This is a genomic window from Pseudomonas sp. GW821-FHT07B01 (assembly GCF_059419065.1).
On record NZ_JBWKRA010000024.1, the window covers coordinates 1 to 24,047 of the forward strand.

The window sequence follows — 24,047 nt, forward strand, 5'->3', positions numbered from 1 at the left end:
GTGTTTCAGTCAGCATCTTCGGCGACTGATGCGCCGCCATCGCAGGCAAGCCAGCTCCCACAAGGATGGGGGGGACTTTCAGTTCTGGTATTGGCTGAGCAACCGCTCCATCCGCGCATCCATCCGACGCTTGATCTCGGCTTCGATATGCGGCGCAAAGTCGTCGATCACATCCTGCATGATCAATTGCGCGGCGGCGCGCAGTTCGTTGTCCAGGTGCAGCAGCAGGGCATCGGGGGCTTTTTCGGCGGCTGGGGCGGGTTCAGCAACCACAGGTGCCGGCGCGGCAGGCTTGCCGCCGACCATGTCGAACAGCAGCGGGATCTGTACCTCGCCATCGGCCGTCTCGGTCAGCAGCGGCGGTTGCAGGTTGTCATCACCCAGCAACTGACGGATCGACTCCAGGTCATCCAGCAGGTGGTCGTCTTTTTTCAGCGGGTTTGGAGTGTCCATCATGTACTCAAAGTCGTTGTAGCCGGTGATCTTGCAGAGGATAGCCCTGTTCACGGTAGAAACGGAAACTCTCCCGCGCGGCCTGACGAATAGCCGGGTCCTCCACTACCACTTCCGCCACACGGGCGAACGCTTGGGCAAAGGCCGGTACTTTCAGGTCGAGGTTGACCAGCAAATCACTGTGATCGCCGCAATTATCCCCCAAGCCCAGCACAACCAGGCTTTCAGGTTCGGATTCGGCGTGGCCGTGGGGCACGAAGCTTTCGCCCTTGAAGCGCCACAGACGGGCATCAAGTTCGTCACGTTGGGCGGCATCGCTGCAGTGCAGGTAGATGCGATGGCCCATACGCCAGGCTTTTTCGGTGAGTTTGCAGGCGAAGTCCAGGCGCGCGAGGGGATCGGCGCTGGGCAATATATAGAAGTCGACTTGGGGCATTGAAAATCCTGGGGTTGGCCTGATGGCCCCTCTGTAGGAGCAAGCTCGCTCCTACAGAGAGGCGCAGGGGCCGCTTAAGCCTTGGCGCGATCCAGCAGGTATTGGGTCAACAGGGGCACCGGACGGCCAGTGGCGCCCTTGTCCTTGCCGCCGCTGGTCCAGGCCGTGCCGGCGATGTCCAGGTGAGCCCAGTTGAAGTTCTTGGCAAAGCGCGACAGGAAGCAGGCCGCCGTGATGGTGCCGGCTTTCGGGCCACCGATGTTGGCGATGTCGGCGAACGGGCTGTCGAGCTGTTCCTGGTACTCATCGAACAGCGGCAGTTGCCAGGCGCGGTCGTCGGCGGCCTTGCCGGCGCTGAGCAGTTGCTCGATCAGTTCGTCGTTGTTGCCCAGCAGGCCCGAAGTGTGGGCGCCCAGGGCGACTACGCAGGCACCGGTCAGGGTAGCGATGTCGATCACGGCCTGGGGCTTGAAGCGCTCGGCGTAGGTCAGGGCGTCGCACAGCACCAGACGGCCCTCGGCGTCGGTGTTGAGGATCTCCACGGTCTGGCCGCTCATGGTGGTGACGATATCGCCCGGGCGAGCCGCGCCGCCGCTCGGCATGTTCTCGGCACAGGCCAGGATGCACACCAGGTTGATCGGCAGCTTGAGTTCCAGCACGGCACGCAGGGTGCCGAACACGCTGGCGGCGCCGCCCATGTCGTACTTCATCTCGTCCATGCCGGCGCCCGGCTTGAGGCTGATGCCGCCGGTATCGAAGGTGATGCCTTTACCTACCAGGGCGTAAGGCTTCTCGGACTTCTTGCCGCCGTTGTATTGCATCACGATCAGGCGTGGCGGCTGGTCGCTGCCCTGGCCCACGGCATAGAACGAGCCCATGCCCAGGTCCTTGATCTTCTTCTCGTCCAGCACTTCAACCTTCAGGCCCTTGAACTCTTTGCCCAGTGCCTTGGCCTGTTCGCCCAGGAACGTCGGGTGGCAGATGTTCGGCGGCAGGTTGCCCAGGTCGCGAGTGAACGACATGCCGTTGGCGATGGCCTGGGCGTGGGTGACGGCGCGCTGGACTTCAGCCTGGGCAGCCTTGATGGTCAGCAGGGTGATTTTCTTCAGGGCGCGGGGTTCGGTTTTCTGGCTCTTGAACTGGTCGAAAATATAGCCGCCGTCCACCAGCGACTCGGCCAGCAGGCGGGTCTTGCCGTAGCTGTCGCGGCCCTTGACCACGATTTCATCGAGTGCCAGCACCGCATCGCTGCCGCCCAGGCCCTTGAGGGTGGTGAGGAGGCCGCTGACGATCTTGCGAAACGGACGGTCGCCCAGTTCGGCATCCTTGCCCACGCCCACCAGCAAAACGCGCTCGGCTTTAAGGTTGGGCAGGCTCTGCAGCAACAGGCTCTGACCGACCTTGCCGGCCACGTCACCGCGCTTGAGCACTGCGCTGATAGCGCCGCCGCTCAGTTCGTCCAGTTGCTTGGCGGCGACGCCGAGTGTGCGGCCTTCGCCGACAGCGACCACGAGGGTGGCGGTTTTCAACGTTTCGGGGCTAACGCTTTTTACAACCAATTCCATTTTCGGGTCCCTTATCAAGGTCTGTGAGCCGGGAGCTTGTACTCCGGCTTTAAAGCTCGGCAGCGTTGTAAACCGCCAGCGACAAAGGCCGCAGTTTGAACCTCGCCAGCGGAGCCTGACAACCCTTGGCGCACGCTTTGTGCGTGCGCATGAGTAAGCTCCGTGACAGGCGCGGTCAATCACAGGATAATGCGCCATCTTTTTAGCCGGCCCGTGGTAAACGGGTCGACTCGGTATGCTTGCTTGTTTGGCCGCCTTAGCCTGACAACCCTGGAGTGTCTGGTTTGATTGTCTTCCGTTATCTGTCCCGCGAAGTCCTGTTGACCCTGAGTGCCGTGAGTGCGGTGTTGCTGGTCATCATCATGAGTGGTCGTTTCGTCAAGTTCCTGGCCCAAGCCGCCGCTGGCGCCCTGGATCCGGGCTCACTGTTCCTGATCATGGGCTACCGGATGCCCGGCATGCTGCAGTTGATCCTGCCGCTTGGCCTGTTTCTCGGCATATTGCTGGCCTATGGCCGGCTGTACCTGGAAAGCGAGATGACCGTGCTGTCGGCCACCGGCATGAGCCAGCAGCGCCTGCTGGCCATGACCATGGTGCCTGCCGCCGGCGTTGCCCTGGTGGTGGCCTGGTTGAGCATGAGCCTGGCGCCCCAGGGGGCTATGCAGTTCCAACTGCTGCTGAACAAGCAGGATGCGATGACTGAGTTCGACACCCTCGAGCCCGGTCGCTTCCAGTCGCTCAGCGACGGTTCGCGGGTGACCTACACCGAAACCATGACCGACGACCGCTCCAACCTTGGCGGCGTGTTCATCTCCCAGAAGAACCTCGGTCAGAACCAGAAGGATCGGGGTATTTCGATTCTGGTGGCCGACAGCGGGCGCCAGGAAATCCGTCCCGATGGCAATCGCTACCTGATCCTGGAAAACGGCTACCGCTACGACGGCAGCCCTGGCCTGGCGGATTATCGGGCGATCAAGTACGACACCTACGGCGTCATGCTGCCCAAGGCCGAGATCAGTGACGAGGTCACCGACCGCGACGCACTGCCCACCTCATCGCTCTTCGGCAGCCCGGAGTTGCGCTCCATCGCCGAGTTGCAATGGCGCCTGTCCCTGCCGCTGCTGGTGTTTATCGTGACCCTGATGGCCGTGCCGCTGTCACGCGTCAACCCGCGCCAGGGGCGCTTCCTCAAGTTGCTGCCGGCGATCCTGTTGTACATGGCCTACCTGACCATCCTGATTTCCGCCCGTGGTTCCCTGGAGAAGGGCAAGTTGCCGCCGGCCCTGGGCCTGTGGTGGGTGCACGGGGTTTTCCTGATGATCGGCCTGGGGCTGCTCTACTGGGAACCTATCCGTTTGAAAATGAAGAGCCGTCGTGGCCTGAAGGAGTTGGCCCGTGGCTAAGCTTGATCGCTACATCGGCATTAGCGTACTGATCGCCATCCTTGCGGTACTGGGCATCATCCTCGGCCTGGCCTTGTTGTTCGCCTTCATTGATGAAGTGGGCAACGTTACTGACACTTACACAGTCACGGACGTGCTGAGCTACGTCGCACTGACCGCGCCGCGTCGTCTCTACGACATGATGCCAATGGCCGCGCTGATTGGTTGCCTGATCGGCCTGGGTACCCTGGCCAGCAACAGCGAGCTGACCATCATGCGCGCCGCCGGGGTGTCTATCGGCCGTATCGTCTGGGCGGTGATGAAGCCGATGCTGCTGCTGATGGCGTGCAGCGTGCTGATCGGTGAGTACGTCGCGCCACCGGCCGAAGCCACCGCCCAGGCCAATCGCGCCCTGGCCCAGGGTTCGGGCGATGCGCAAAGCGCCAAGCATGGCCTGTGGCACCGCCAAGGTGACGAGTTCATTCACATCAACGCCGTGCAGCCGGGTGGCCTGTTGATCGGGGTGACCCGCTACACCTTCGACAAAGAACGGCACATGCTGTCGTCCAGCTTCGCCAAGCGCGCGCAGTACAGTGGCGAGCAATGGCAACTGAGCGACGTCACCACCACGCACTTCCGTAACGTGGGCCAGGGCACCCAGTCCAGCACCGAAGTGGTCAACGTGCCGACCGAACAGTGGGATATCGCCCTCAAGCCGGAATTGCTCAATACCGTGGTCATGGTGCCGGAAGCCCTGCCGATCTCCGGTTTGTGGAGCTATATCCACTACCTCAAGGAGCAGGGTTTGAACAATGGCCGCTACTGGCTGGCGTTCTGGGTGAAAGTCTTGCAGCCGGTGGTTACCGCCGCCTTGGTGTTGATGGCGATCTCCTTCATTTTCGGGCCATTGCGCTCCGTGACCCTGGGCCAACGGGTATTTACCGGCGTGCTGGTGGGCTTCACCTTCCGCATCGCCCAGGACTTGCTTGGGCCGTCGAGCCTGGTATTCGGCTTCTCGCCGCTGTTTGCGGTGCTGGTGCCTACGGCCATCTGTGCCGTGGCTGGGTTCTGGCTGCTGCGCCGGGCGGGTTGAAGCCGCGCTCGCAAAAGTCTGCGAAACGCCGCGTTTATCCAGAATAAGCGCGTTATCGTTGGCGATTTTCGCGAGCAAGCTCGCTCCTACAGTCTTAAGCCCCATTAAAGTGGGGCTTTTTTGTATTGGTCAGCAAAGATGACGTCTGGCCTGAGCATCAGGTACAATTCCCGGCTATTTTTCAGCGGGCAATCTGCCTGCAGCCTTTTTGAGTGTTGATCCGTGAGTGATTTGAGTCATATCCGCAATTTCTCCATCATCGCCCACATTGACCATGGCAAGTCGACGCTGGCCGATCGATTTATCCAGATGTGCGGCGGCCTTGCCGAGCGTGAAATGGAAGCCCAGGTACTGGATTCCATGGACCTCGAACGCGAGCGCGGGATCACCATCAAGGCCCACAGCGTCACGCTGTACTACAAGGCCAAAGACGGCATCACTTACCAACTGAACTTCATTGACACCCCTGGCCACGTTGACTTCACCTACGAAGTCAGCCGTTCGCTGGCGGCCTGTGAAGGTGCGTTGCTGGTGGTCGATGCCGGCCAGGGCGTCGAGGCGCAGTCGGTTGCCAACTGCTACACCGCGATCGAGCAGGGCCTGGAAGTCATGCCCGTGCTCAACAAGATCGACCTGCCCCAGGCCGAGCCTGAGCGCGTCAAGGAAGAGATCGAGAAGATCATCGGCATCGATGCCACCGACGCCGTCACCTGCAGCGCCAAGACCGGCCTGGGTGTCGACGAAGTGCTCGAACGCCTGGTGCACACCATTCCCGCGCCGACCGGCAACTACGAAGATCCGCTGCAAGCGTTGATCATCGACTCCTGGTTCGACAACTACCTGGGCGTTGTGTCCCTGGTGCGCGTGCGCCATGGCCGTGTGAAGAAGGGCGACAAGATCCTGGTCAAGTCCACCGGCAAGATCCACCTGGTGGACAGCGTCGGTGTATTCAACCCCAAGCACACCGCTACCGTTGATCTGAAAGCCGGTGAAGTAGGCTTCATCATCGCCGGCATCAAGGACATTCATGGTGCGCCAGTAGGTGACACCCTGACCTTGAGCTCCACGCCAGACGTCGACGTGCTGCCCGGCTTCAAGCGCATCCAGCCACAGGTCTACGCCGGCCTGTTCCCGGTCAGCTCCGATGACTTCGAAGATTTCCGCGAAGCCCTGCAAAAACTGACCCTCAACGACTCGTCGTTGCAGTACACCCCGGAAAGCTCCGACGCCCTGGGCTTCGGCTTCCGTTGCGGGTTCCTGGGCATGCTGCACATGGAGATCATCCAGGAGCGCCTTGAGCGCGAATACGACCTGGACCTGATCACCACCGCGCCAACCGTTATTTTTGAGTTGCTGCTCAAAACCGGTGAAACGATTTACGTCGACAACCCCTCCAAGCTTCCGGACCTGTCGGCCATCGAAGACATGCGCGAGCCGATCGTGCGGGCCAATATCCTGGTACCGCAGGAACACTTGGGCAACGTCATTACACTGTGTATCGAAAAGCGTGGTGTGCAGCGCGACATGCTGTTCCTCGGTACTCAGGTACAAGTGACCTACGATATGCCGATGAACGAAGTGGTCCTGGACTTCTTCGACCGTCTCAAGTCCACCAGTCGCGGCTATGCTTCGCTGGACTACCATTTCGATCGTTACCAATCGGCTAATCTGGTGAAACTGGATGTGCTGATCAACGGCGACAAGGTAGATGCCCTGGCACTGATCGTGCACAAGGACAACGCGCATTACAAAGGTCGCCAACTGACCGAGAAGATGAAAGAACTGATTCCGCGCCAGATGTTCGACGTCGCGATCCAGGCCGCCATCGGCGGGCAGATCATTGCACGGACTTCCGTCAAGGCTCTCAGAAAGAACGTACTGGCCAAATGCTACGGCGGTGACGTAAGCCGTAAGCGCAAACTGCTTGAGAAGCAAAAGGCCGGTAAAAAACGCATGAAGCAAGTAGGCAACGTGGAAGTTCCACAAGAAGCCTTCCTTGCGGTGCTCAGGTTGGATAGTTAGGTCCTATGTCACTAAATTTCCCGCTGTTGCTGGTCATTGCCGTTGCCGTCTGTGGTCTCCTGGCGTTGCTCGATCTGGTGTTCTTCGCCCCGCGTCGTCGGGCGGCCATCGCTTCCTATCAGGGCAGCGTCAGCCAGCCCGATGCGGTGGTGGTCGAGAAGCTGAACAAAGAGCCCTTGCTGGTTGAGTACGGCAAGTCGTTCTTCCCGGTGTTGTTCATCGTGCTGGTGTTGCGCTCGTTTCTGGTAGAGCCGTTCCAGATCCCTTCGGGGTCGATGAAACCGACCCTGGATGTGGGCGACTTCATCCTGGTGAACAAGTTTTCCTACGGCATTCGCCTGCCGGTGATCGACAAGAAAGTCATCCCCGTGGGTGACCCGCAGCGCGGTGATGTGATGGTGTTCCGCTACCCAAGCGACCCGAACGTCAACTACATCAAACGTGTGGTCGGCCTGCCGGGCGACGTGGTGCGCTACACCAGCGACAAGCGCCTGTTCATCAACGGTGAGTCGGTGGCCGAGAAGCTGCTGGGCGCCGAGCCGAATACCTTGGGCAGCGCCGAGCTGTACCAGGAAAAACTCGGCGCGGTGGAGCACCAAATCCGCAAGGAAATGAGCCGCTACCGCGCGATGCCGGATGGCCAGTGGAAAGTGCCTGCCGGGCACTACTTCATGATGGGCGACAACCGCGACAACTCCAACGACAGCCGCTACTGGGATGACCCCAACATTCCCAAGGATCTGCTGGGCATGGTGCCGGACGAGAACATTGTCGGCAAAGCCTTCGCGGTCTGGATGAGTTGGCCGGAACCCAAGCTCAGCCACCTGCCGAACTTCTCGCGGGTCGGGCTGATCAAGTAATACAAGCGGCGCTGTGAACACAGCGCCGAATGCTTTTCTGGGGCTTGGACATTTTCCGATGCCCGGTACCCATCAGGATTTGAATTTGAACACTGCGTCAATCGTCGATGGCCGCCGGTGCCATCAACTAGATATGGATAAACCGTGACCGTTTCTCTAAGTCGTCTCGAGCGTCAGCTCGGCTACACCTTCAAGGACCAGGAATTGATGGTCCTTGCCCTCACACACCGCAGCTTTGCAGGGCGCAATAACGAGCGCCTGGAATTCCTCGGTGACGCTATCCTCAATTTCGCCGCCGGTGAGGCGCTGTTCGAGCGCTTCCCCCAAGCGCGAGAAGGCCAGCTGTCGCGCCTGCGCGCACGCCTTGTGAAAGGCGAGACCCTGGCCGTGCTCGCCCGAGGCTTTGGCCTGGGCGAGTACCTGCGGCTGGGTTCCGGTGAGTTGAAAAGCGGCGGTTTCCGTCGCGAGTCAATCCTGGCTGATGCCCTGGAAGCCTTGATCGGTGCGATCTACCTCGATGCAGGCATGGAGACGGCCAAGGAGCGCGTTGTCGCCTGGCTGGCCTCGGAAATCGAAAGCCTGACGCTGGTAGATACCAACAAGGATCCCAAGACCCGCCTGCAAGAGTACCTGCAGTCCCGCGGTTGCGAACTGCCACGCTACGAAGTGGTGGATATCCAGGGCGAGCCCCATTGCCGGGTGTTCTTCGTGGAATGTGAAATCACTTTATTGAACGAAAAAAGCCGAGGTCAGGGTGTGAGCCGTCGTATTGCCGAACAGGTAGCGGCCGCTGCAGCACTGATTGCCCTGGGCGTGGAGAATGGCCATGACTGATTCAACCGCAACACGCTGTGGCTATGTTGCCATCGTCGGCCGCCCGAACGTGGGCAAGTCCACGCTGCTCAACCACATCCTCGGCCAGAAGCTCGCGATCACCTCGCGCAAGCCCCAGACCACCCGCCACAACATGCTGGGCATCAAGACCGAAGGCAACGTGCAAGCGGTGTATGTCGATACCCCTGGCATGCACAAAGGTGGCGAGAAAGCCCTGAACCGCTACATGAACAAGACCGCCTCGGCCGCGTTGAAAGACGTCGACGTGGTGATCTTCGTGGTCGACCGCACCAAGTGGACCGACGAAGACCAGATGGTCCTCGAGCGTGTGCAATACGTGACCGGCCCGTTGATCGTCGCGCTGAACAAGACCGACCGTATCGAAGACAAAGCCGAGCTGATGCCGCACCTGACCTGGTTGCAGGAGCAACTGCCGAACGCCCAGATCATGCCGATCTCAGCCCAGCACGGCCACAACCTCGAAGCCCTGGAGCGCGTGATCGCCGGTTACCTGCCGGAAAACGAGCACTTCTTCCCGGAAGACCAGATCACCGACCGCAGCAGCCGTTTCCTTGCCGCTGAACTGGTGCGTGAGAAAATCATGCGCCAGATGGGCGCCGAGCTGCCGTACCAGATCACCGTCGAAATCGAAGAGTTCAAGCAGCAGGGCAAGACCTTGCATATCCATGCGCTGATCCTCGTCGAACGTGACGGCCAGAAGAAAATCATCATTGGCGACAAGGGCGAGCGTATCAAGCGCATCGGCACCGAAGCGCGCAAAGATATGGAGTTGCTGTTCGACTCCAAGATCATGCTCAACCTGTGGGTGAAGGTGAAGGGTGGCTGGTCCGATGATGAGCGTGCGTTGCGCTCCCTGGGCTACGGCGACCTGTAACGGGTTGCACAGTGACTGGCAGGCTTGCTGTGGCGAGGGAGCTTGCTCCCGCTGGGCCGCGGAGCGGCCCCAACAAGGTCGACGAGGTTTTTCAGGTATAACTCGGTGGCTGCTAGAGGGGCTGCTTCGCAGCCCAGCGGGAGCAAGCTCCCTCGCCACACAAGCGCTCTCCTTCTTTAGAGATTCCCCGTCTCATGTCGCAATCCCCAACCCCCAGCCAACCCGCCTACGTCCTGCACAGCCGCGCCTACCGCGAAACCAGTGCGCTGGTGGACTTCCTCACGCCCCAAGGCCGCCTGCGCGCGGTATTGCGCAGCGCGCGGGGCAAGGCGGGCACCTTGGCGCGGCCGTTCGTGGCGCTGGACGTGGAGTTTCGCGGCAAGGGCGAGCTGAAAAACGTCGGCCGCCTGGAAAGCGTTGGCACCTCGGCCTGGCTGAATGGCGATGCGCTGTTCAGCGGCCTTTACCTCAATGAGCTGCTGATTCGCCTGCTGCCCGCCGAAGACCCGCACCCGGCAGTCTTTGATCACTACGCTGCCACCTTGCTGGCCCTCGCTGAAGGCCGTCCGCTGGAACCGCTGCTGCGCGCTTTCGAATGGCGTTTGCTCGACGACCTTGGCTACGGCTTCGAACTGGCCAACGACTTGCACGGAGAGCCCATCGCCGCCGATGGCATGTATCGCCTGCAAGTCGATGCGGGGCTTGAGCGCGTGTACCTGCTGCAGCCCGGCCTGTTTCAGGGCACCGAACTGCTGGCCATGAGTGAAGCCGACTGGCACGCTCCCGGTGCGCTGTCCGCCGCCAAGCGCCTGATGCGCCAGGCCCTGGCCGTGCACCTGGGCGGGCGGCCGCTGGTCAGTCGCGAGTTGTTTCGAAAGCCCTGACATCCCCGTGTATGCTGTGCACCGATTCTTTCCCTTTTCAGGAGCGCTTCCGTGACCACCAGCAATCGCATTCTTCTTGGCGTCAACATCGACCACGTCGCCACCCTGCGCCAGGCCCGGGGCACCCGTTACCCTGACCCGGTCAAGGCCGCGCTGGACGCCGAAGAAGCGGGCGCCGACGGCATCACCGTGCACCTGCGCGAAGACCGCCGTCACATCCAGGAGCGCGATGTGCTGCTGCTCAAGGACGTGCTGCAAACCCGCATGAACTTCGAAATGGGCGTCACCGAAGAAATGATGACGTTCGCCGAGCGCATTCGCCCGGCGCATATCTGCCTGGTACCGGAAACTCGCCAGGAGCTGACCACCGAAGGCGGCCTCGACGTCGCCGGCCAGGAAGCGCGGATCAAGGCCGCGGTGGAGCGCCTGTCGCGGATCGGCAGCGAAGTCTCGCTGTTTATCGACGCCGACGAACGCCAGATCGAAGCCTCCCGCCGTGTTGGCGCCCCGGCGATCGAGTTGCACACTGGCCGTTATGCCGATGCCACCACGCCGACCGAAGTGGCCGACGAACTGCAACGCATCATCGACGGCGTGAACTGCGGGCTCAACGAAGGCTTGATCGTCAATGCCGGCCATGGCTTGCATTACCACAACGTCGAAGCCGTGGCTGCGATCAAGGGCATCAACGAACTGAACATCGGCCATGCGCTGGTCGCGCACGCGCTTTTCGTCGGTTTCAAAGGCGCCGTGGCCGAGATGAAAGCCCTGATTCTGGCCGCTGCCAAGCACTGATAAACAATGAAGATCATTGTGGGAGCTGGCTTGCCTGCGATAGCGGAGTGTCAGTTGACGCATTCGTAGCTGGCCCACTGCAATCGCAGGCAAGCCAGCTCCCACATGATGAGTCGTCGGCGTTTTTGGCATGCGGCAATGCGAAGCCTTACTGTTTAGCCGACGCAGGTGTATCGTATCAGCCCTTTGCGGGCCCTTGGCCTGCGGCAGATACGCGAGGTTGTTGTGTCCCGATCCTTTTCCCGTCGACAAATCCTGGGTGGTCTTGCTGGCCTGGCCGTAGTAGGCGTCGGTGCCGGCGGTGGCTACCGCTACTGGCTGGGGAAAGTCGCTGAGTCCGAGGCGGGGCACGATTACGAGCTGATCGCCGCGCCTCTGGACGTAGAGTTGGTGCCGGGGCACAAGACCCAGGCCTGGGCGTTCGGCCCATCGGCGCCGGGCACCGAGTTGCGGGTGCGCCAAGGCGAATGGCTGCGGGTGCGCTTTATCAACCATCTGCCAGTCGCCACTACCATCCACTGGCACGGCATCCGCCTGCCGCTGGAAATGGACGGCGTGCCCTACGTCTCGCAATTGCCGGTGCTGCCTGGCGAATACTTCGACTATAAATTCCGCGTACCCGATGCCGGCAGCTACTGGTATCACCCTCACGTGAGCAGCAGCGAAGAACTCGGCCGTGGCCTGGTCGGCCCGTTGATCGTGGAAGAGCGCGAACCCACCGGTTTCAAGTACGAACGCACCTTGAGCCTGAAGAACTGGCACATCGACGAAGAGGGCGCGTTTGTCGAGTTCAGCATCCCCCGTGAAGCGGCGCGTGGCGGCACGGCCGGGCGCCTGTCGAGCATCAATGGGGTGCCCCAGGCGGTCATCGACCTGCCGGCTGGGCAAATCACCCGCGTGCGCCTGCTCAACCTCGACAACACCCTGACTTATCGCCTCAATATTCCTGGCGTCGAAGCGCAGATCTACGCGTTGGACGGCAACCCCATCGAGCCGCGCCCGTTGGGCAAGGAATATTGGCTGGGCCCGGGCATGCGCATTTGCCTGGCGATCAAGGCGCCACCGGCGGGCGAAGAACTGTCGCTGCGCAACGGCCCGGTGCGCCTTGGCACCTTCCGCTCTGTCGCCAATACCGACGCGCCTACCGCATGGCCACCGGCATTGCCGGCCAACCCGGTTGCCGAGCCAGACCTGGCCAATGCCGAGAAACTCAACTTCAATTTCGAATGGGTCGGCTCAGTGTCGGTCAACGTCGAAAACGGCAAGCCGCCGAGCCTGTGGCAGATCAACGGCCAGGCCTGGGACATCACCGACAAGACCTGTGCCGACCGCCCGATTGCCAAGCTGGAGAAGGGCAAGAGCTACATTTTCGAATTGAAGAACATGACCCAATACCAGCACCCGATCCACCTGCACGGGATGAGCTTCAAGGTGCTTGCGTCCAACCGCCACAAGGTGATCCCGTATTTCACCGACACCTACCTGCTGGGCAAGAACGAACGCGCCCGCGTGGCCTTGGTGGCGGATAACCCAGGGGTGTGGATGTTCCATTGCCATGTGATCGACCACATGGAAACCGGCCTGATGGCCGCCATCGAGGTGGCGTGATGCGCCAGATTCGTCCCGCCGCGATTATCGACCGCAGCCGCGACCAGGACTTTATGCGCGAAGCCCTGGCGCTCGCCGCCCAAGGCGCTGCATTGGGCGAAGTGCCGGTGGGTGCGGTGCTGGTGCAGGACGGTGAAATCATCGGCCGCGGCTTCAACTGCCCCATCAGTGGCAACGACCCCAGTGCCCATGCCGAAATGGTCGCGATCCGCGCCGCTGCTCAGGCAATCAGCAACTATCGGCTGGTGGGCAGCACGCTGTACGTGACGCTGGAACCGTGCAGCATGTGCGCGGGTTTGATCGTGCATTCGCGGGTTGCGCGGGTGGTGTATGGCGCGTTGGAGCCGAAGGCGGGCATCGTGCAAAGCCAGGGGCAGTTTTTTACCCAGGGTTTTCTAAACCATCGGGTGTTGTTTGAGGGCGGGGTATTGGCCGAGGAGTGTGGGGCTGTCCTGAGCGAGTTCTTCAAAGCCCGACGAGCTAAACCGTGATGATCGTTCCCACGCTCTGCGTGGGAACGCAGCACAGGACGCTCTGCGTCCCAAAGCGTGACGTAGAGCGTCACAAGAGGCATTCCCACGCAGAGCGTGGGAACGATCATAGTGGTGTCATTTGCGCGCGATGATCACCGCCCGCATTGGCGCCGGCAGCCCTTCAATGGTCTTGCTGTGATCCTCAGGGTCCAGGAAATCACTCAGCGACTGATACTTCATCCACTGCGTTCCACGCTGCTCCTCAACCGTGGTCACGCTCACATCCACGCACCGCACGTCGCTGAACCCGGCCCGGCGCAGCCACAGCATCAACGCCGGCACCGACGGCAGGAACCACACGTTGCGCATCTGGGCGTAACGGTCTTCTGGCACCAGCACTTGTTGTTGGTCGCCTTCCACCACCAATGTTTCCAACACCAACTCGCCGCCCTTGACCAGGGTGTCCTTCAACGCCAGTAGATGCTCGATCGGCGAGCGGCGGTGGTAGAACACGCCCATGGAAAATACCGTGTCAAAGCCTTCCAGGTTCGCCGGCAAGTCTTCGAACGGGAACGGCAGGTGCCAGGCCTTGGGCTCGGACAAGTAGCGTTGCACCGCCTGGAACTGGCAGAAGAACAGCCAGTTGGGGTCCACGCCAATCACGCTGTCGGCCCCGGCGCCGAGCATGCGCCACATGTAGTAGCCGTTGCCGCAGCCCACGTCGAGGATGCGCTTGCCTTTGAGGTCCAGGTGCGGCGCCACCCGCGACCACTTCCAGTCCGAACGCCACTCGGTGTCCACATGCACGCCGAACAGATGGAACGGGCCTTTGCGCCAGGGGCTCAGGCCCATCAGCGCCGTGTGCATCTGTTCGCGGGTGGCGTTGTCGCAATCGGTGTCCAGCACCAGGCCGTTGAGCAAATCTACGCTGTTGGGCTGGATCTTCGGCAGTGCATCCAAGGCGCTCTGCCAGCGCTCCAGGTCGCCATGGCCTTTTTCCATCTTGCTATCGAGCTGCGCTTGCAGGCCCTGGGCCCACACGGCCAGGGGAGTGCCGACCAGATGGCGGGCGAGGGGGGACAAATCAATCATGGCAAGGCAATCAACGAGGCAAAGTTAAGACACTGGAACCACGGCACGACTTTCGAGAACCCGGCCGCCAGCAGGCGTTCGCGGTGTTCTTCGAGGCTGTCGGGCTTCATGACGTTTTCGATGGCGCTGCGCTTCTGGGCGATTTCCAGTTCGCTGTAGCCGTTGGCGCGTTTGAAGGCGATATGCAGGTCGGTCAGCAGCGCGTGCTCTTCAACATCGTTGAAGCGCAGCTTTTCCGAGAGGATCAACGCCCCGCCCGGCAGCAGCGCCTGGCGAATGCGCCCCAGCAACGCCAGGCGCTCCTGGGGGGCGATAAATTGCAGGGTGAAGTTCAGGGCCACCACCGAGGCGGGCTTGAATTGCAGGGCGAGGATGTCGCCCTCGATCACCTCCACCGGCAGCAACTCCTGGAACATCGAGTCCTGGCCATTGAGGTATTCGCGGCAGCGCTCGACCATCGCGGCGGAGTTATCCACGGCGATCACCCGGCAACCCTCGGTGCGTACATGGCGACGCAGGGCTTGGGTCACGGCGCCCAGGGAAGAGCCCAGGTCATACAGCACGCTACCCGGTTGGGCAAATTGCGCGGCCAGCACGCCGAGGTTCTCGACGATGGTGGGGTAGCCCGGCACCGAGCGCTTGATCATGTCCGGGAACACCCGCACCACATCCTCGTTAAAGGCGAAGTCCGGCACCTGGGGCAGGGGCTGGGCGAATAGGCGATCGGGTTCTTTGCTCACGGCTGTTCCGGCGACGGTGGGGGAAAGGCCGGCATTTTAGCCAAGTTGGCCCTCGGATGCGCGGGTTGTCTGATGGAAAGCCGAGGCGGTGATGCCCCACTGCCCGAGCCAGTAAGTGGCGATCAGCAAATACGGCGCTGCCTCGAACGCCAGCACAAACCGATTGATGCCGATCAGCGCGTCGGAAACCACAAACGACACCGCACCCGCCGCCGCCAGCCACGCTGAACGCTTGGGCACCTCGCTGCCCAGTCGCGCCAACGCACGCCAGAGCATGGCGCTGATCACCAGCGCGTAAACCACCACCGGTATCAGCAGTTCACCGAGGCCGTGGGAGATCAGGATGCTCAGCAAGATTGCGCCTATGCCGAGGGCCAGCACCAGCGGCAGCAGCGCCAAGCGCCGACAGTCACTGAAATAAGCTTTGAGATAGGCCAGGTGCGCGAACAGAAACGCGCCCAGGCCAAAGATAAACAGGTCGCCTGGCCAGGCGAGCAACACGTCGCCCACCAGGGAAAAAATCAACCCCAGGCTGATCCAGCGTCGATACTCGGTGGGCGGCGCGTCATGCAGCCAACCCAGCAGCGCCAGCACCGGCAGTGGCTTGACCAGCAGGCACAGCAGCGTCGCATGGGTCGCCAGGCCATAGACAAAGGTGCCGGCGCCCATCAAGGCAAGGATCAGCCATGGCATATCAGTTCACCGTAATGGCGCAGTCAAAGGTTTCGACAGGTTCGGCCTCCGGCTCCCAAGGTTGCTGGGATGTCAGGCGCAAACGCCCTTGCCCTGCGGCAAACGCCTGGAAGCGCCAGGTGGACTGGCCGCCCCCGCCGATCACGCCGGACTCGGTGCTGCTGTAGACCTCGGGGCTCAAGGCGCGCAACACGCCGCCCGCGGAGTCCTGGATGGCCCAGCGGTAACCGGTGGTGGGGTTGCTGGGCAGGGTGAGGATCAGGTTTTGCCCGTTTTTAAGCTGGAGCGGGCAGGCGCTCTGGTTGTCCACGCTGACGTTTTGCTTGGGGGCACTGGCGCATGCGGCCAGCAGGGCAAGGCTCAAGGGGAGAAACAGGCGGGCAGCGGTCATGAAGGCTCCGTTAATACACGACGAAGGGGGAGCATAACCGAAGATGAGACAAGGTGTGACAAGAGGGCGTGAGGTATGGCGGATGGCGCCATCGCGGGCAAGCCCGCTCCCACATTTGACCCGCGTTGTCATCAACAACGCCGATCCCTGTGGGAGCCGGGCTTGCCCGCGATAGGGCCAGTCCAGGCGCTAGAGATCTATCAGAAGAGCACCTTCGCCACATCCGCAAACCGCTTGGCAAAGTGCACCGTCATCCCTTCCTTCAAATAGTCCGGCAACTCTTCAAAGCTGCCACGGTTGGGCTCCGGCAAGATCAACTCGTGAATCTTCTGGCGCCGCGCCGCAATCACCTTCTCGCGCACCCCGCCAATCGGCAGTACATGCCCGGTCAAGGTCAGTTCGCCGGTCATCGCCACGCCTTTTTTCGGCGGTTGGTTGCGGGCCAGGGACAGCAACGCACTGGCCATGGTCACGCCGGCGCTCGGGCCGTCTTTCGGCGTGGCGCCTTCCGGCACGTGCAAGTGCACGAAGGCTTCGTCGAAGAACTTCGCATCGCCGCCAAACGACTTCAGGTTGGAACTGATGTAGCTGTAGGCGATTTCGGCGGACTCTTTCATCACTTCACCCAACTGCCCGGTGAGCTTGAAGCCGCGGTTGAGCGTGTGGATGCGCGTCGCTTCGATCGGCAAGGTGGCGCCGCCCATGCTGGTCCACGCCAGGCCGGTAATCACGCCGGTGCCGGACAGCACTTGCTCATTACGGAATACCGGCATGCCCAGGGAGCTTTCCAGGTCCTTGTTGCCGATCTTGATCACCGAGTCAGGCTCATCCAGCAGTTTTACCACCGCCTTGCGCACCAGCTTGCCTAGCTGTTTCTCCAACTGACGCACGCCGGCCTCTCGCGCATAACCGTCGATCAAGGCGCGCAAGGCACCGTCGGTGATGGTCAGGCTGTTTTTGGCCACGCCGGCTTTTTCCAACTGCTTGGGCCACAAGTGGCGCTTGGCGATGGCGACTTTTTCTTCGGTGATATAGCCCGACAGGCGAATCACTTCCATGCGGTCCAGCAACGGACCGGGGATTGAGTCCAGGGTGTTGGCGGTGCACACGAACAGCACTTTGGACAGGTCCAGGCGCAGGTCCAGGTAGTGGTCGAGGAATTCGACGTTCTGCTCCGGGTCCAGGGTTTCCAGCAGCGCCGACGCCGGGTCGCCCTGGAAGCTCTGGCCCATCTTGTCGATCTCGTCGAGCATAATCACCGGGTTCATCACTTCCACGTCTTTCAGCGCCTGCACCAGCTTGCCGGGCAGGGCGCCGATGTAGGTGCGCCGGTGGCCCTTGATCTCGGCCTCGTCGCGCATGCCGCCGACACTGAAGCGATAGAACGGCCGCCCCAGGGATTCGGCGATGGACTTGCCCACACTCGTCTTGCCCACGCCCGGCGGGCCTACCAGCAATACGATGGAGCCGGCGACTTCGCCTTTGTAGGCGCCCACGGCGAGGAATTCGAGGATGCGGCTCTTGATGTCATCCAGGCCCGCATGGTGCTTGTCGAGCACTTTGCGCGCGTGCTTGAGGTCGAGTTTGTCTTCACCGTACACGCCCCACGGCACCGAGGTGGCCCAGTCCAGGTAGTTGCGCGTGACGGCGTATTCCGGCGAACCGGTTTCCAGGATCGACAGTTTGTTCAGTTCTTCATCAATGCGTTTTTTCGCTTGCGCCGGCAGCACTTTGCCTTGCAGGCGCTGTTCGAACTGTTCGACGTCGGCGCTGCGATCGTCCTTGGTCAGGCCCAGCTCCTGCTGGATGACCTTGAGTTGTTCCTTGAGGAAGAACTCACGCTGGTGCTCGCCGATCTTGCGGTTCACTTCGGCGGAGAGTTCTTTTTGCAGACGCGCGACTTCTACCTCTTTGCGCAGCATCGGCAGCACTTTTTCCATGCGCTTGAGCATGGGCACACAGTCCAGCACTTCCTGCAGCTCATTACCTGTCGCCGAGGTGAGTGCCGCGGCAAAGTCGGTGAGCGGCGACGGGTCGTTGGGGCTGAAGCGGTTGAGGTAGTTCTTCAACTCTTCGCTGTACAGCGGGTTGAGGGGCAGCAGTTCCTTGATCGCATTGATCAGCGCCATGCCGTAGGCCTTGACCTCATCGGTCGGCTCGCTGGGCTGGTGCGGGTATTCGACTTCCACCAGGTAAGGTGGGCGGTGGTGCTTGAGCCAGGTCTTGATGCGCACGCGGGTCAGGCCCTGGGCGACGAACTGCAGCTTGCCGTTCTCGCGGCTGGCGTGGTGCACCTTCACCAGGGTGCCGTACAGCGGCAGGGCGGAGGTGTCGAAGTGCCGTGGGTCTTCGGGCGGCGTGTCCATGAAAAACAGCGCAAGGGAGTGGTGGTCGGATTTGCTCACCAGCTCCAGGGTTTCGGCCCAGGGTTCTTCATTGACGATCACCGGCAACACTTGGGCCGGGAAAAACGGCCGGTTGTGGATCGGGATGATGTAGACCTTGTCCGGCAGGTTTTGCCCAGGCAGGGCCAAGCCAGTATTGGACGAGGGGGCTTCAGCGTTTTCGGGGTCGGCGTAATCGTTGAGGTCGTAATCTGGAAATTCTTGCTGGTCGCTCATGGGGCACCTGCATCAGTAAGTATGCAGGTTAGATGGGGCGGGGTTGCGGTGGTTTCAATGGGGGGGCGTCGTTAGCAACAATTTGCATGAAATAACGGGAGAGTTGCGGTCAACGTACTTTACCCCTCCGCTTTTCGAACTGATCGTCAATAATGTGACGGCTAAACCCAGCTTTTATTGGGTTTACTTATCCTAAGTCCCAGCTAACCTGCTTAAATAAAATATCCGATAAAAAAGGATGTTTTTTTGACGCCGGTTAGCAGTCGGCAGGGACGCGTATGACACAAGGAAAGCACGGCCAAGAGCGACGAGCACGGCCCGAGGGCGCGGCCATGCATTGGCGCCACACGTTTCAGACCCGCATAGCCGGGGTGCTGGCGCTGTTGTTACTGGTGGTCGTGGCCGCCACCTATTTTGCCGTGAACGCTGCCACCACTCGGGCGGTGGAGAACCAGGCCGACGTACAGCTGAACACGGGGCGGCAGGTGTTCGAGCGCCTGCTGGACCTGCGCGGGCGGCGCTTGCAGTACGGGTTGGACTGGCTCACCGCCGATGGGCCGTTCAAGCAGGCGGTGGCCGGCGGCCGGACGCTGCCGATCCTGGAGGCCCTGGGCACCCATGGCACCGGGGTCAGTTCCAGCGAAGTGATGGTGCTGGGCCTGGATGACAGGGTCATGGTCAGCACCCTGCTGATGCAGACGCGCGGCCAGCTGTTCCCGTATGCCGATGCCTTGCGCAAGGCGCGGCGCAGCGGCCAGCAAATGTTGATCGTCGCCATGGCCGGGCGCCCCTATTTGCTGGTGCAAAAAGATGTGCTCGGGCCTGTGCCGATCGCACGCGTGGTCATGGGCTTTCCCATGGACACGCAATTCGCCCATGAACTGCGCTCCATGAGCAATCTGGAGGTGTCGTTCCTCAGTGTGCAGGACGGCCATCTCGGTCAGCTGTTCACCACCCACCCTGGCAATTGGCGCCCAAGCATCATCAGCCTCTTGCATGGCACGCAGGTCGATCCTGAGGCGAAGATCCAGCTGTTCCATGGTCAGCGTGTGCTCAGCCAGGTGTTGCCCTTGGCCAACAGCGGCGAAGGCGATGAAGTGCGCGTGTTGCTGCAAAGCCCGCTGGACCATGCGCTGGAATCCTTCGCGCCGCTGGACCGGCAGTTCATGGGGATTGCCCTGGCGGTGCTGCTGGTCTCGCTGGCGGTGGCATTATTCCTGGCGCGGCGAGTGTCACGCCCCCTCAATGCGCTGGTGCAAGCCGCTGAACGGATCGGGGCCGGTGACTACCGCACCCCGGTGCGGGTGCGCAGCCACGACGAGTTCGGCCTGCTGGCGCGTGCGTTCAATGCCATGCAAAGCGGCATCGCCCTGCGCGAGCGGCAACTGGCCCACAATGCCTTGCATGACCCGCTCACCGGCCTGCCCAACCGCGCCCTGGCCATGGAGCGCCTGGGCAGCGCGATCAGCGCACGGCGGCCGGTGGTGTTGCTGTACGTGGGGATTGAAAACTACCGGGTCATCAACGAAGGGTTTGGCCCCGAAGGTGTCGAGCACATGTTGTGCGAGGCCAGCCGCTGCTTGTCCAGCAGCCTGTTGGCCAGCGACACCGCAGCACGCATCGCCGGCAGTGAGTTTCTGTTGTTGCTGGAAAACACCGAGATCGACTCAGCCGTGGCCCGCGCCGACCAGTTGCATGGGGCGTTGACCGAACCCCTGCGCATCGGCAATGACGAAGTGCGCCATGAAGTGAGCATCGGCATCGCCGCGTACCCTGCTGATGGGCAGCAGGTGGAAGAGTTGATCAACCGCGCGGCCATCGCCCGGCACGACGCGGCCAACCTGCCGGGGCATTTGCAGATCTACCAACCGGACCGCGACCTCGCCCACCAACGCCAGATCACCCTGATTCGCGACTTGCGCCGCGCCGTGATCGAAGGCGAGTTGTTCCTGTGCTACCAACCCAAGCTCGACCTGCGGCACGGGCACGTGGGCCAGGCCGAAGCCTTGCTGCGTTGGCAGCACCCGACGCTGGGGCAAGTGGCCCCCGGGGAGTTCATTCCCCTGGCCGAACGCACCGGCAGCATGAGCGCGCTAACGCTGTGGGTGATCGAGGAAGCCATCCGCCAGATTGCCGAATGGGCGCAGCGTGGGCTGGTTATCCAGCTGTCGGTGAATATCTCCGTGAACGACTTGGCGGATGATGACTTGGCGATTCGCGTCACTGCGCTATTGGCCCAATACCACGTGGACGCCGAGCATTTGATTTTTGAAATCACCGAGAGCGCCATCATGCACAACCCGCAGCAGGCCCTCAGCGTGCTGGAGCAGCTGCGCAATTGCGGAATCAGCCTGTCGGTGGATGATTTCGGCACCGGCTACTCGTCCCTCGCCCAATTGCAGCGCCTACCGGTGCAAGAGCTGAAGATCGACCAGTCCTTTGTGCGCAACCTCGACAGCACCAGCGGCGACGGCGTGATCGTGCGTTCCACCATCGAGATGAGTCATAGCCTGGGGCTCAAGGTGGTGGCCGAGGGCGTGGAGTTCGAGCACAGCCTCACCTTGCTCAAACGCTGGAACTGCGACACGGCCCAAGGCTACCTGATCAGCCGGCCGCTCAATGCCTTGGCGTTCGAGCGGTGGATGCGGCGTGAGCAGGTGCCAACCTAGACAGTTTGACTGTGGCGAGGGAGCTTGCTCCCGCTGGAGTGCGAAGCGCTCCCAGGATTTTCGGGCCGCTGCGCAGCCCAGCGGGAGCAAGCTCCCTCGCCACAGGGGGGCTACTTTGGCAGCGTTCAAGCGACCAGGGTTTGCAATCGCACCCACAACCTCTGGACATGCTGATGCTCGGTGCCCAGCGCGCCGATGGACACCCTCACCATCCAGCGCTCATCGAGGATGGCGGGGGTGACGTAGGCATCGCCTGACTGGTTGAGTTTTTCTGCCCAGGCTCGCGTGTGATGGTCCAGTGCCTGGCCTTCCAAACCCGGCGGTTCATGGCGAATGCACAGGGTTTGCAAGGCGGGCGTGGCCACCAGTGTCCAGTGCTCAGTGGCTTCGATCTGCTCTGCCAGCCAGCGCGCATTGGCCAGGTCTCGCCGCAACCGCGCTTGCAGGCCGCTGACGCCTTGCTCGCGTATCAGGAACCACAACTTCAAGGCGCGGAAACGGCTGCCCAGAGAGATCCGCCAGTCACGGTAGTTTCGCACTTGGCCGTCTGCGCTGGACTGCAGGTAACTCGGGTTGGTGGTCATGATGCGAATCAAATGCTCGGGGTCGCGCACGAAGTACACCGAGCAATCGAAGGCCGCGCCCAGCCATTTGTGCGGGTTGAGCACTAGGGAGTCAGCCTTTTCGATGCCATCCCACAAGGCCCGGCATTCTGGCAGGATCATCGCGGCGCCAGCCATGGCCGAGTCTACATGCAGCCACAGGCCGTGGCGTTGGGTCAGGTCGCCAATGGCCGCCAGAGGGTCGATCGCCATGGCGGCCGTGGTGCCGGTGGTGGCAATCACCACGCAGGGCGTGTTGCCGGCGGCCAGGTCCTGTTCGATGGCGTGCGCCAGTGCCTGGGGCGACATTGCATTGTGTGCATCGGTGGCGATGGTGCGGATATGGTTCTGGCCGAATCCGGCCAGGATCGCCGCCTTGTTGACCGAGCTGTGGGCATGGGCTGAGGTGTAGACGATCAGGGGCGCGCCGCTGTTTTGCAGGCCGTTGTGCATCAGCGCGTAATCGGAGCTGCGTTCCCGGGCGCTGATAAGCGCCACCAGCGTGGACGTGGACGCAGAGTCCTGGATCACACCGCTCCACGTGCTGCCCAGGCCGAGCATGTCGCGCAGCCAATCGGTGGTGACTTCCTCGATTTCGGTGAGGGCCGGGCTGGATTGCCAGGACAACCCAATCACACCCAGGCCGGTGCTCAGGCAATCGCCCAGCACTGAGGACAGTTCCACATTGGAAGGGAAGAACCCGAAGAAACTGGGATGCTGCCAATGCAGCAAGCCGGGCATGATCAGTTTTTCGACATCGCCCATGATCTGTTCGAACGGTTCGGCGGTTTCAGGCGGGCTGACCGGCAGGGCGGCTTTGATCTCGCCAGGTTGGGTGGTGGGCTGCACGCCGCGTTGTTCGATGTTCTGTCGGTAGTCTGCAATCAGGTCGATCATGGCATAGCCATGTTGGCGGAATTCTTCGGGGGTCATAGATAAACGTCCATGTGCACGAGCAATAAAAGTATTAGCACCAGAAGTAAAACGGTTCGCCGGGGGTATAGCCGATAAACGACTGCATGCTGACGCGTTTTCCCGAATCGAACCCGCAGATGGCGTGGGGGCGGCGGGTATTGATGAGCACCAATTCGTTCTGGCGTGGGCGGATGCGCAGCGGTTTTTGTAAACACTGTTCGGGCAGTTGGGCACCCTCGAAGCGCTTGACCTCGTCATAGCTAAAGGCTTGGGTATCCCAGATGATCAACTCGCCCCCCGAAGGCGGTGTTTGCAGGTAGATATTGGCGCTGAATTGATGCTGCAGGTCAGCGATTGTGCGGGGCAGGCAATCCACATGGGGCACCGTTTCCGAGAGGTGCGCCGTCTCCGGGAACATGACGCGGATGATCCCGCAAAACATCGGTCGGCCCTGGAACGCAGCGGCTGTTGCACCTTGCGGCCAGAGCGCCTGGAACTGTTCCATCAGCTGTTGAATGGGCGGCGTTTGCGGCGCACAGAGGCTGCCGATAAGGCCGCGCATACGGGCCGCGTCTGCATAATATTTTTCTTGGGCGTCACCGCCGGCGGCCTTGCCGTACGTGGAGTTGAACGGCGTGCCCCAGCGATGCACACCGTAGAAGTGCTGAACGACGCGCCCCTCTTCGTAGGTTTCATGGCCGTAGTGTTCCAGGGTGGCGGTCTCGTCGATGGCCTGAATCAACCGTGCGCTGGTGGTTGCGTTGGCAAATTCAGGTACCCGAATGGCAAGCACTTCACCACTGATGAGTTTTTTCAAACTGGCAGTATTGAGGTGTTCAAGCTCCAGAATTTTTGTGGGGGTGGAAAGCATCGGTTTTGTAGCGACATGGTCCGTCATGCAGTGAAGCTCCCTTTAAAGTTTTATCCGTACGCCTTTTGTATTACGCAGGGCGTGCGCACTAAATTAGTTTTAAAGGGCTGAGGGGAAACGCTGGGGCATTTTCGGCAGGCAAAAAAAAGCGGC

The 24,047-nt window shown here is 61.4% G+C and carries 21 protein-coding genes; 11 read left to right on the forward strand and 10 right to left on the reverse strand.

Annotation, left to right across the window (positions count from 1 at the left end):
• Nucleotides 1-78 precede the first annotated feature (78 nt).
• The 3 genes from AC07S6_RS22235 to AC07S6_RS22245 form a co-directional block, all read right to left on the reverse strand.
• Nucleotides 79-453, reverse strand: coding sequence for a hypothetical protein (locus AC07S6_RS22235; protein WP_003188844.1), 375 nt, complete (start codon nt 451-453; stop codon nt 79-81).
• 7 nt (nt 454-460) lie between these two features.
• Nucleotides 461-889 (reverse strand): DNA polymerase III subunit chi, encoded by a 429-nt coding sequence (locus AC07S6_RS22240; RefSeq protein WP_054921121.1) that lies wholly within the window; start codon nt 887-889, stop codon nt 461-463.
• A gap of 74 nt (nt 890-963) precedes the next feature.
• Nucleotides 964-2,454, reverse strand: a complete 1,491-nt coding sequence (locus AC07S6_RS22245; protein ID WP_495113065.1) for a leucyl aminopeptidase — start codon at nt 2,452-2,454, stop codon at nt 964-966.
• A gap of 284 nt (nt 2,455-2,738) precedes the next feature.
• Between AC07S6_RS22245 and lptF the strand changes: the two genes are divergently transcribed.
• From lptF to tadA, 10 genes are all read left to right on the forward strand, one after another.
• The gene (gene lptF, locus AC07S6_RS22250; RefSeq protein WP_034128657.1) at nt 2,739-3,857 is read left to right on the forward strand and encodes an LPS export ABC transporter permease LptF; all 1,119 of its coding nucleotides are present in this window, start codon (nt 2,739-2,741) and stop codon (nt 3,855-3,857) included.
• Nucleotides 3,850-4,929: an LPS export ABC transporter permease LptG gene (gene lptG / locus AC07S6_RS22255; RefSeq protein ID WP_003188851.1), complete on the forward strand. Its 1,080-nt coding sequence runs from the start codon at nt 3,850-3,852 to the stop codon at nt 4,927-4,929. Before lptF ends, lptG begins: the two co-directional genes overlap by 8 nt.
• A 222-nt stretch (nt 4,930-5,151) precedes the next feature.
• Complete coding sequence (lepA, locus tag AC07S6_RS22260) at nt 5,152-6,951, forward strand: translation elongation factor 4 (RefSeq protein WP_003188853.1); 1,800 nt, start codon at nt 5,152-5,154, stop codon at nt 6,949-6,951.
• Nucleotides 6,952-6,956: 5 nt separating this feature from the next.
• A complete protein-coding gene (lepB, locus tag AC07S6_RS22265; RefSeq protein ID WP_003188855.1) occupies nt 6,957-7,811 on the forward strand; it encodes a signal peptidase I in 855 nt (284 codons plus the stop codon).
• Between the two features lie 144 nt (nt 7,812-7,955).
• Nucleotides 7,956-8,645 (forward strand): ribonuclease III, encoded by a 690-nt coding sequence (gene rnc / locus AC07S6_RS22270; protein WP_003188856.1) that lies wholly within the window; start codon nt 7,956-7,958, stop codon nt 8,643-8,645.
• On the forward strand, nt 8,638-9,540 hold the full coding sequence (gene era / locus AC07S6_RS22275; protein ID WP_005785147.1) for a GTPase Era: 903 nt from the start codon (nt 8,638-8,640) through the stop codon (nt 9,538-9,540). Before rnc ends, era begins: the two co-directional genes overlap by 8 nt.
• A 194-nt stretch (nt 9,541-9,734) precedes the next feature.
• Complete coding sequence (gene recO, locus AC07S6_RS22280) at nt 9,735-10,424, forward strand: DNA repair protein RecO (protein WP_490614184.1); 690 nt, start codon at nt 9,735-9,737, stop codon at nt 10,422-10,424.
• Between the two features lie 51 nt (nt 10,425-10,475).
• Nucleotides 10,476-11,219 carry a pyridoxine 5'-phosphate synthase gene (gene pdxJ, locus AC07S6_RS22285; RefSeq protein WP_054921124.1) on the forward strand — a complete coding sequence of 248 codons (744 nt, stop codon included), beginning with the start codon at nt 10,476-10,478 and terminating at the stop codon, nt 11,217-11,219.
• Nucleotides 11,220-11,444: 225 nt separating this feature from the next.
• The gene (locus AC07S6_RS22290) at nt 11,445-12,827 is read left to right on the forward strand and encodes a multicopper oxidase family protein (RefSeq protein ID WP_495113066.1); all 1,383 of its coding nucleotides are present in this window, start codon (nt 11,445-11,447) and stop codon (nt 12,825-12,827) included.
• Nucleotides 12,827-13,318, forward strand: coding sequence for a tRNA adenosine(34) deaminase TadA (gene tadA, locus AC07S6_RS22295; protein ID WP_034128654.1), 492 nt, complete (start codon nt 12,827-12,829; stop codon nt 13,316-13,318). Before AC07S6_RS22290 ends, tadA begins: the two co-directional genes overlap by 1 nt.
• A gap of 117 nt (nt 13,319-13,435) precedes the next feature.
• Here the strand turns inward: tadA and cmoB are convergent, their stop codons facing one another.
• The 5 genes from cmoB to lon form a co-directional block, all read right to left on the reverse strand.
• A complete protein-coding gene (gene cmoB, locus AC07S6_RS22300) occupies nt 13,436-14,392 on the reverse strand; it encodes a tRNA 5-methoxyuridine(34)/uridine 5-oxyacetic acid(34) synthase CmoB (RefSeq protein WP_314548217.1) in 957 nt (318 codons plus the stop codon).
• Nucleotides 14,389-15,132, reverse strand: a complete 744-nt coding sequence (gene cmoA, locus AC07S6_RS22305) for a carboxy-S-adenosyl-L-methionine synthase CmoA (protein ID WP_014717080.1) — start codon at nt 15,130-15,132, stop codon at nt 14,389-14,391. The genes cmoB and cmoA overlap by 4 nt, the downstream gene beginning before the upstream one ends.
• Nucleotides 15,133-15,168: 36 nt before the next feature.
• Entirely contained in the window at nt 15,169-15,825 is a 657-nt protein-coding gene (locus tag AC07S6_RS22310; RefSeq protein ID WP_089041323.1) for a lysoplasmalogenase, read from the reverse strand.
• A 1-nt stretch (nt 15,826) separates the two neighbouring features.
• Entirely contained in the window at nt 15,827-16,216 is a 390-nt protein-coding gene (locus AC07S6_RS22315) for a protease inhibitor I42 family protein (RefSeq protein ID WP_014717082.1), read from the reverse strand.
• 200 nt (nt 16,217-16,416) lie between these two features.
• Nucleotides 16,417-18,837 (reverse strand): endopeptidase La, encoded by a 2,421-nt coding sequence (gene lon / locus AC07S6_RS22320; protein WP_105225874.1) that lies wholly within the window; start codon nt 18,835-18,837, stop codon nt 16,417-16,419.
• A gap of 332 nt (nt 18,838-19,169) precedes the next feature.
• Between lon and AC07S6_RS22325 the strand changes: the two genes are divergently transcribed.
• A complete protein-coding gene (locus tag AC07S6_RS22325; protein WP_495113067.1) occupies nt 19,170-21,506 on the forward strand; it encodes a putative bifunctional diguanylate cyclase/phosphodiesterase in 2,337 nt (778 codons plus the stop codon).
• 125 nt (nt 21,507-21,631) lie between these two features.
• On the opposite strand, the gene AC07S6_RS22330 is transcribed toward AC07S6_RS22325, so the two are convergent.
• Together AC07S6_RS22330 and AC07S6_RS22335 are read right to left on the reverse strand one after the other, a co-directional pair.
• Nucleotides 21,632-23,041, reverse strand: a complete 1,410-nt coding sequence (locus AC07S6_RS22330) for a pyridoxal phosphate-dependent decarboxylase family protein (protein WP_490614186.1) — start codon at nt 23,039-23,041, stop codon at nt 21,632-21,634.
• A gap of 34 nt (nt 23,042-23,075) precedes the next feature.
• Nucleotides 23,076-23,921: a 2OG-Fe(II) oxygenase gene (locus AC07S6_RS22335; RefSeq protein WP_495113068.1), complete on the reverse strand. Its 846-nt coding sequence runs from the start codon at nt 23,919-23,921 to the stop codon at nt 23,076-23,078.
• Between the last annotated feature and the right edge of the window lie 126 nt (nt 23,922-24,047).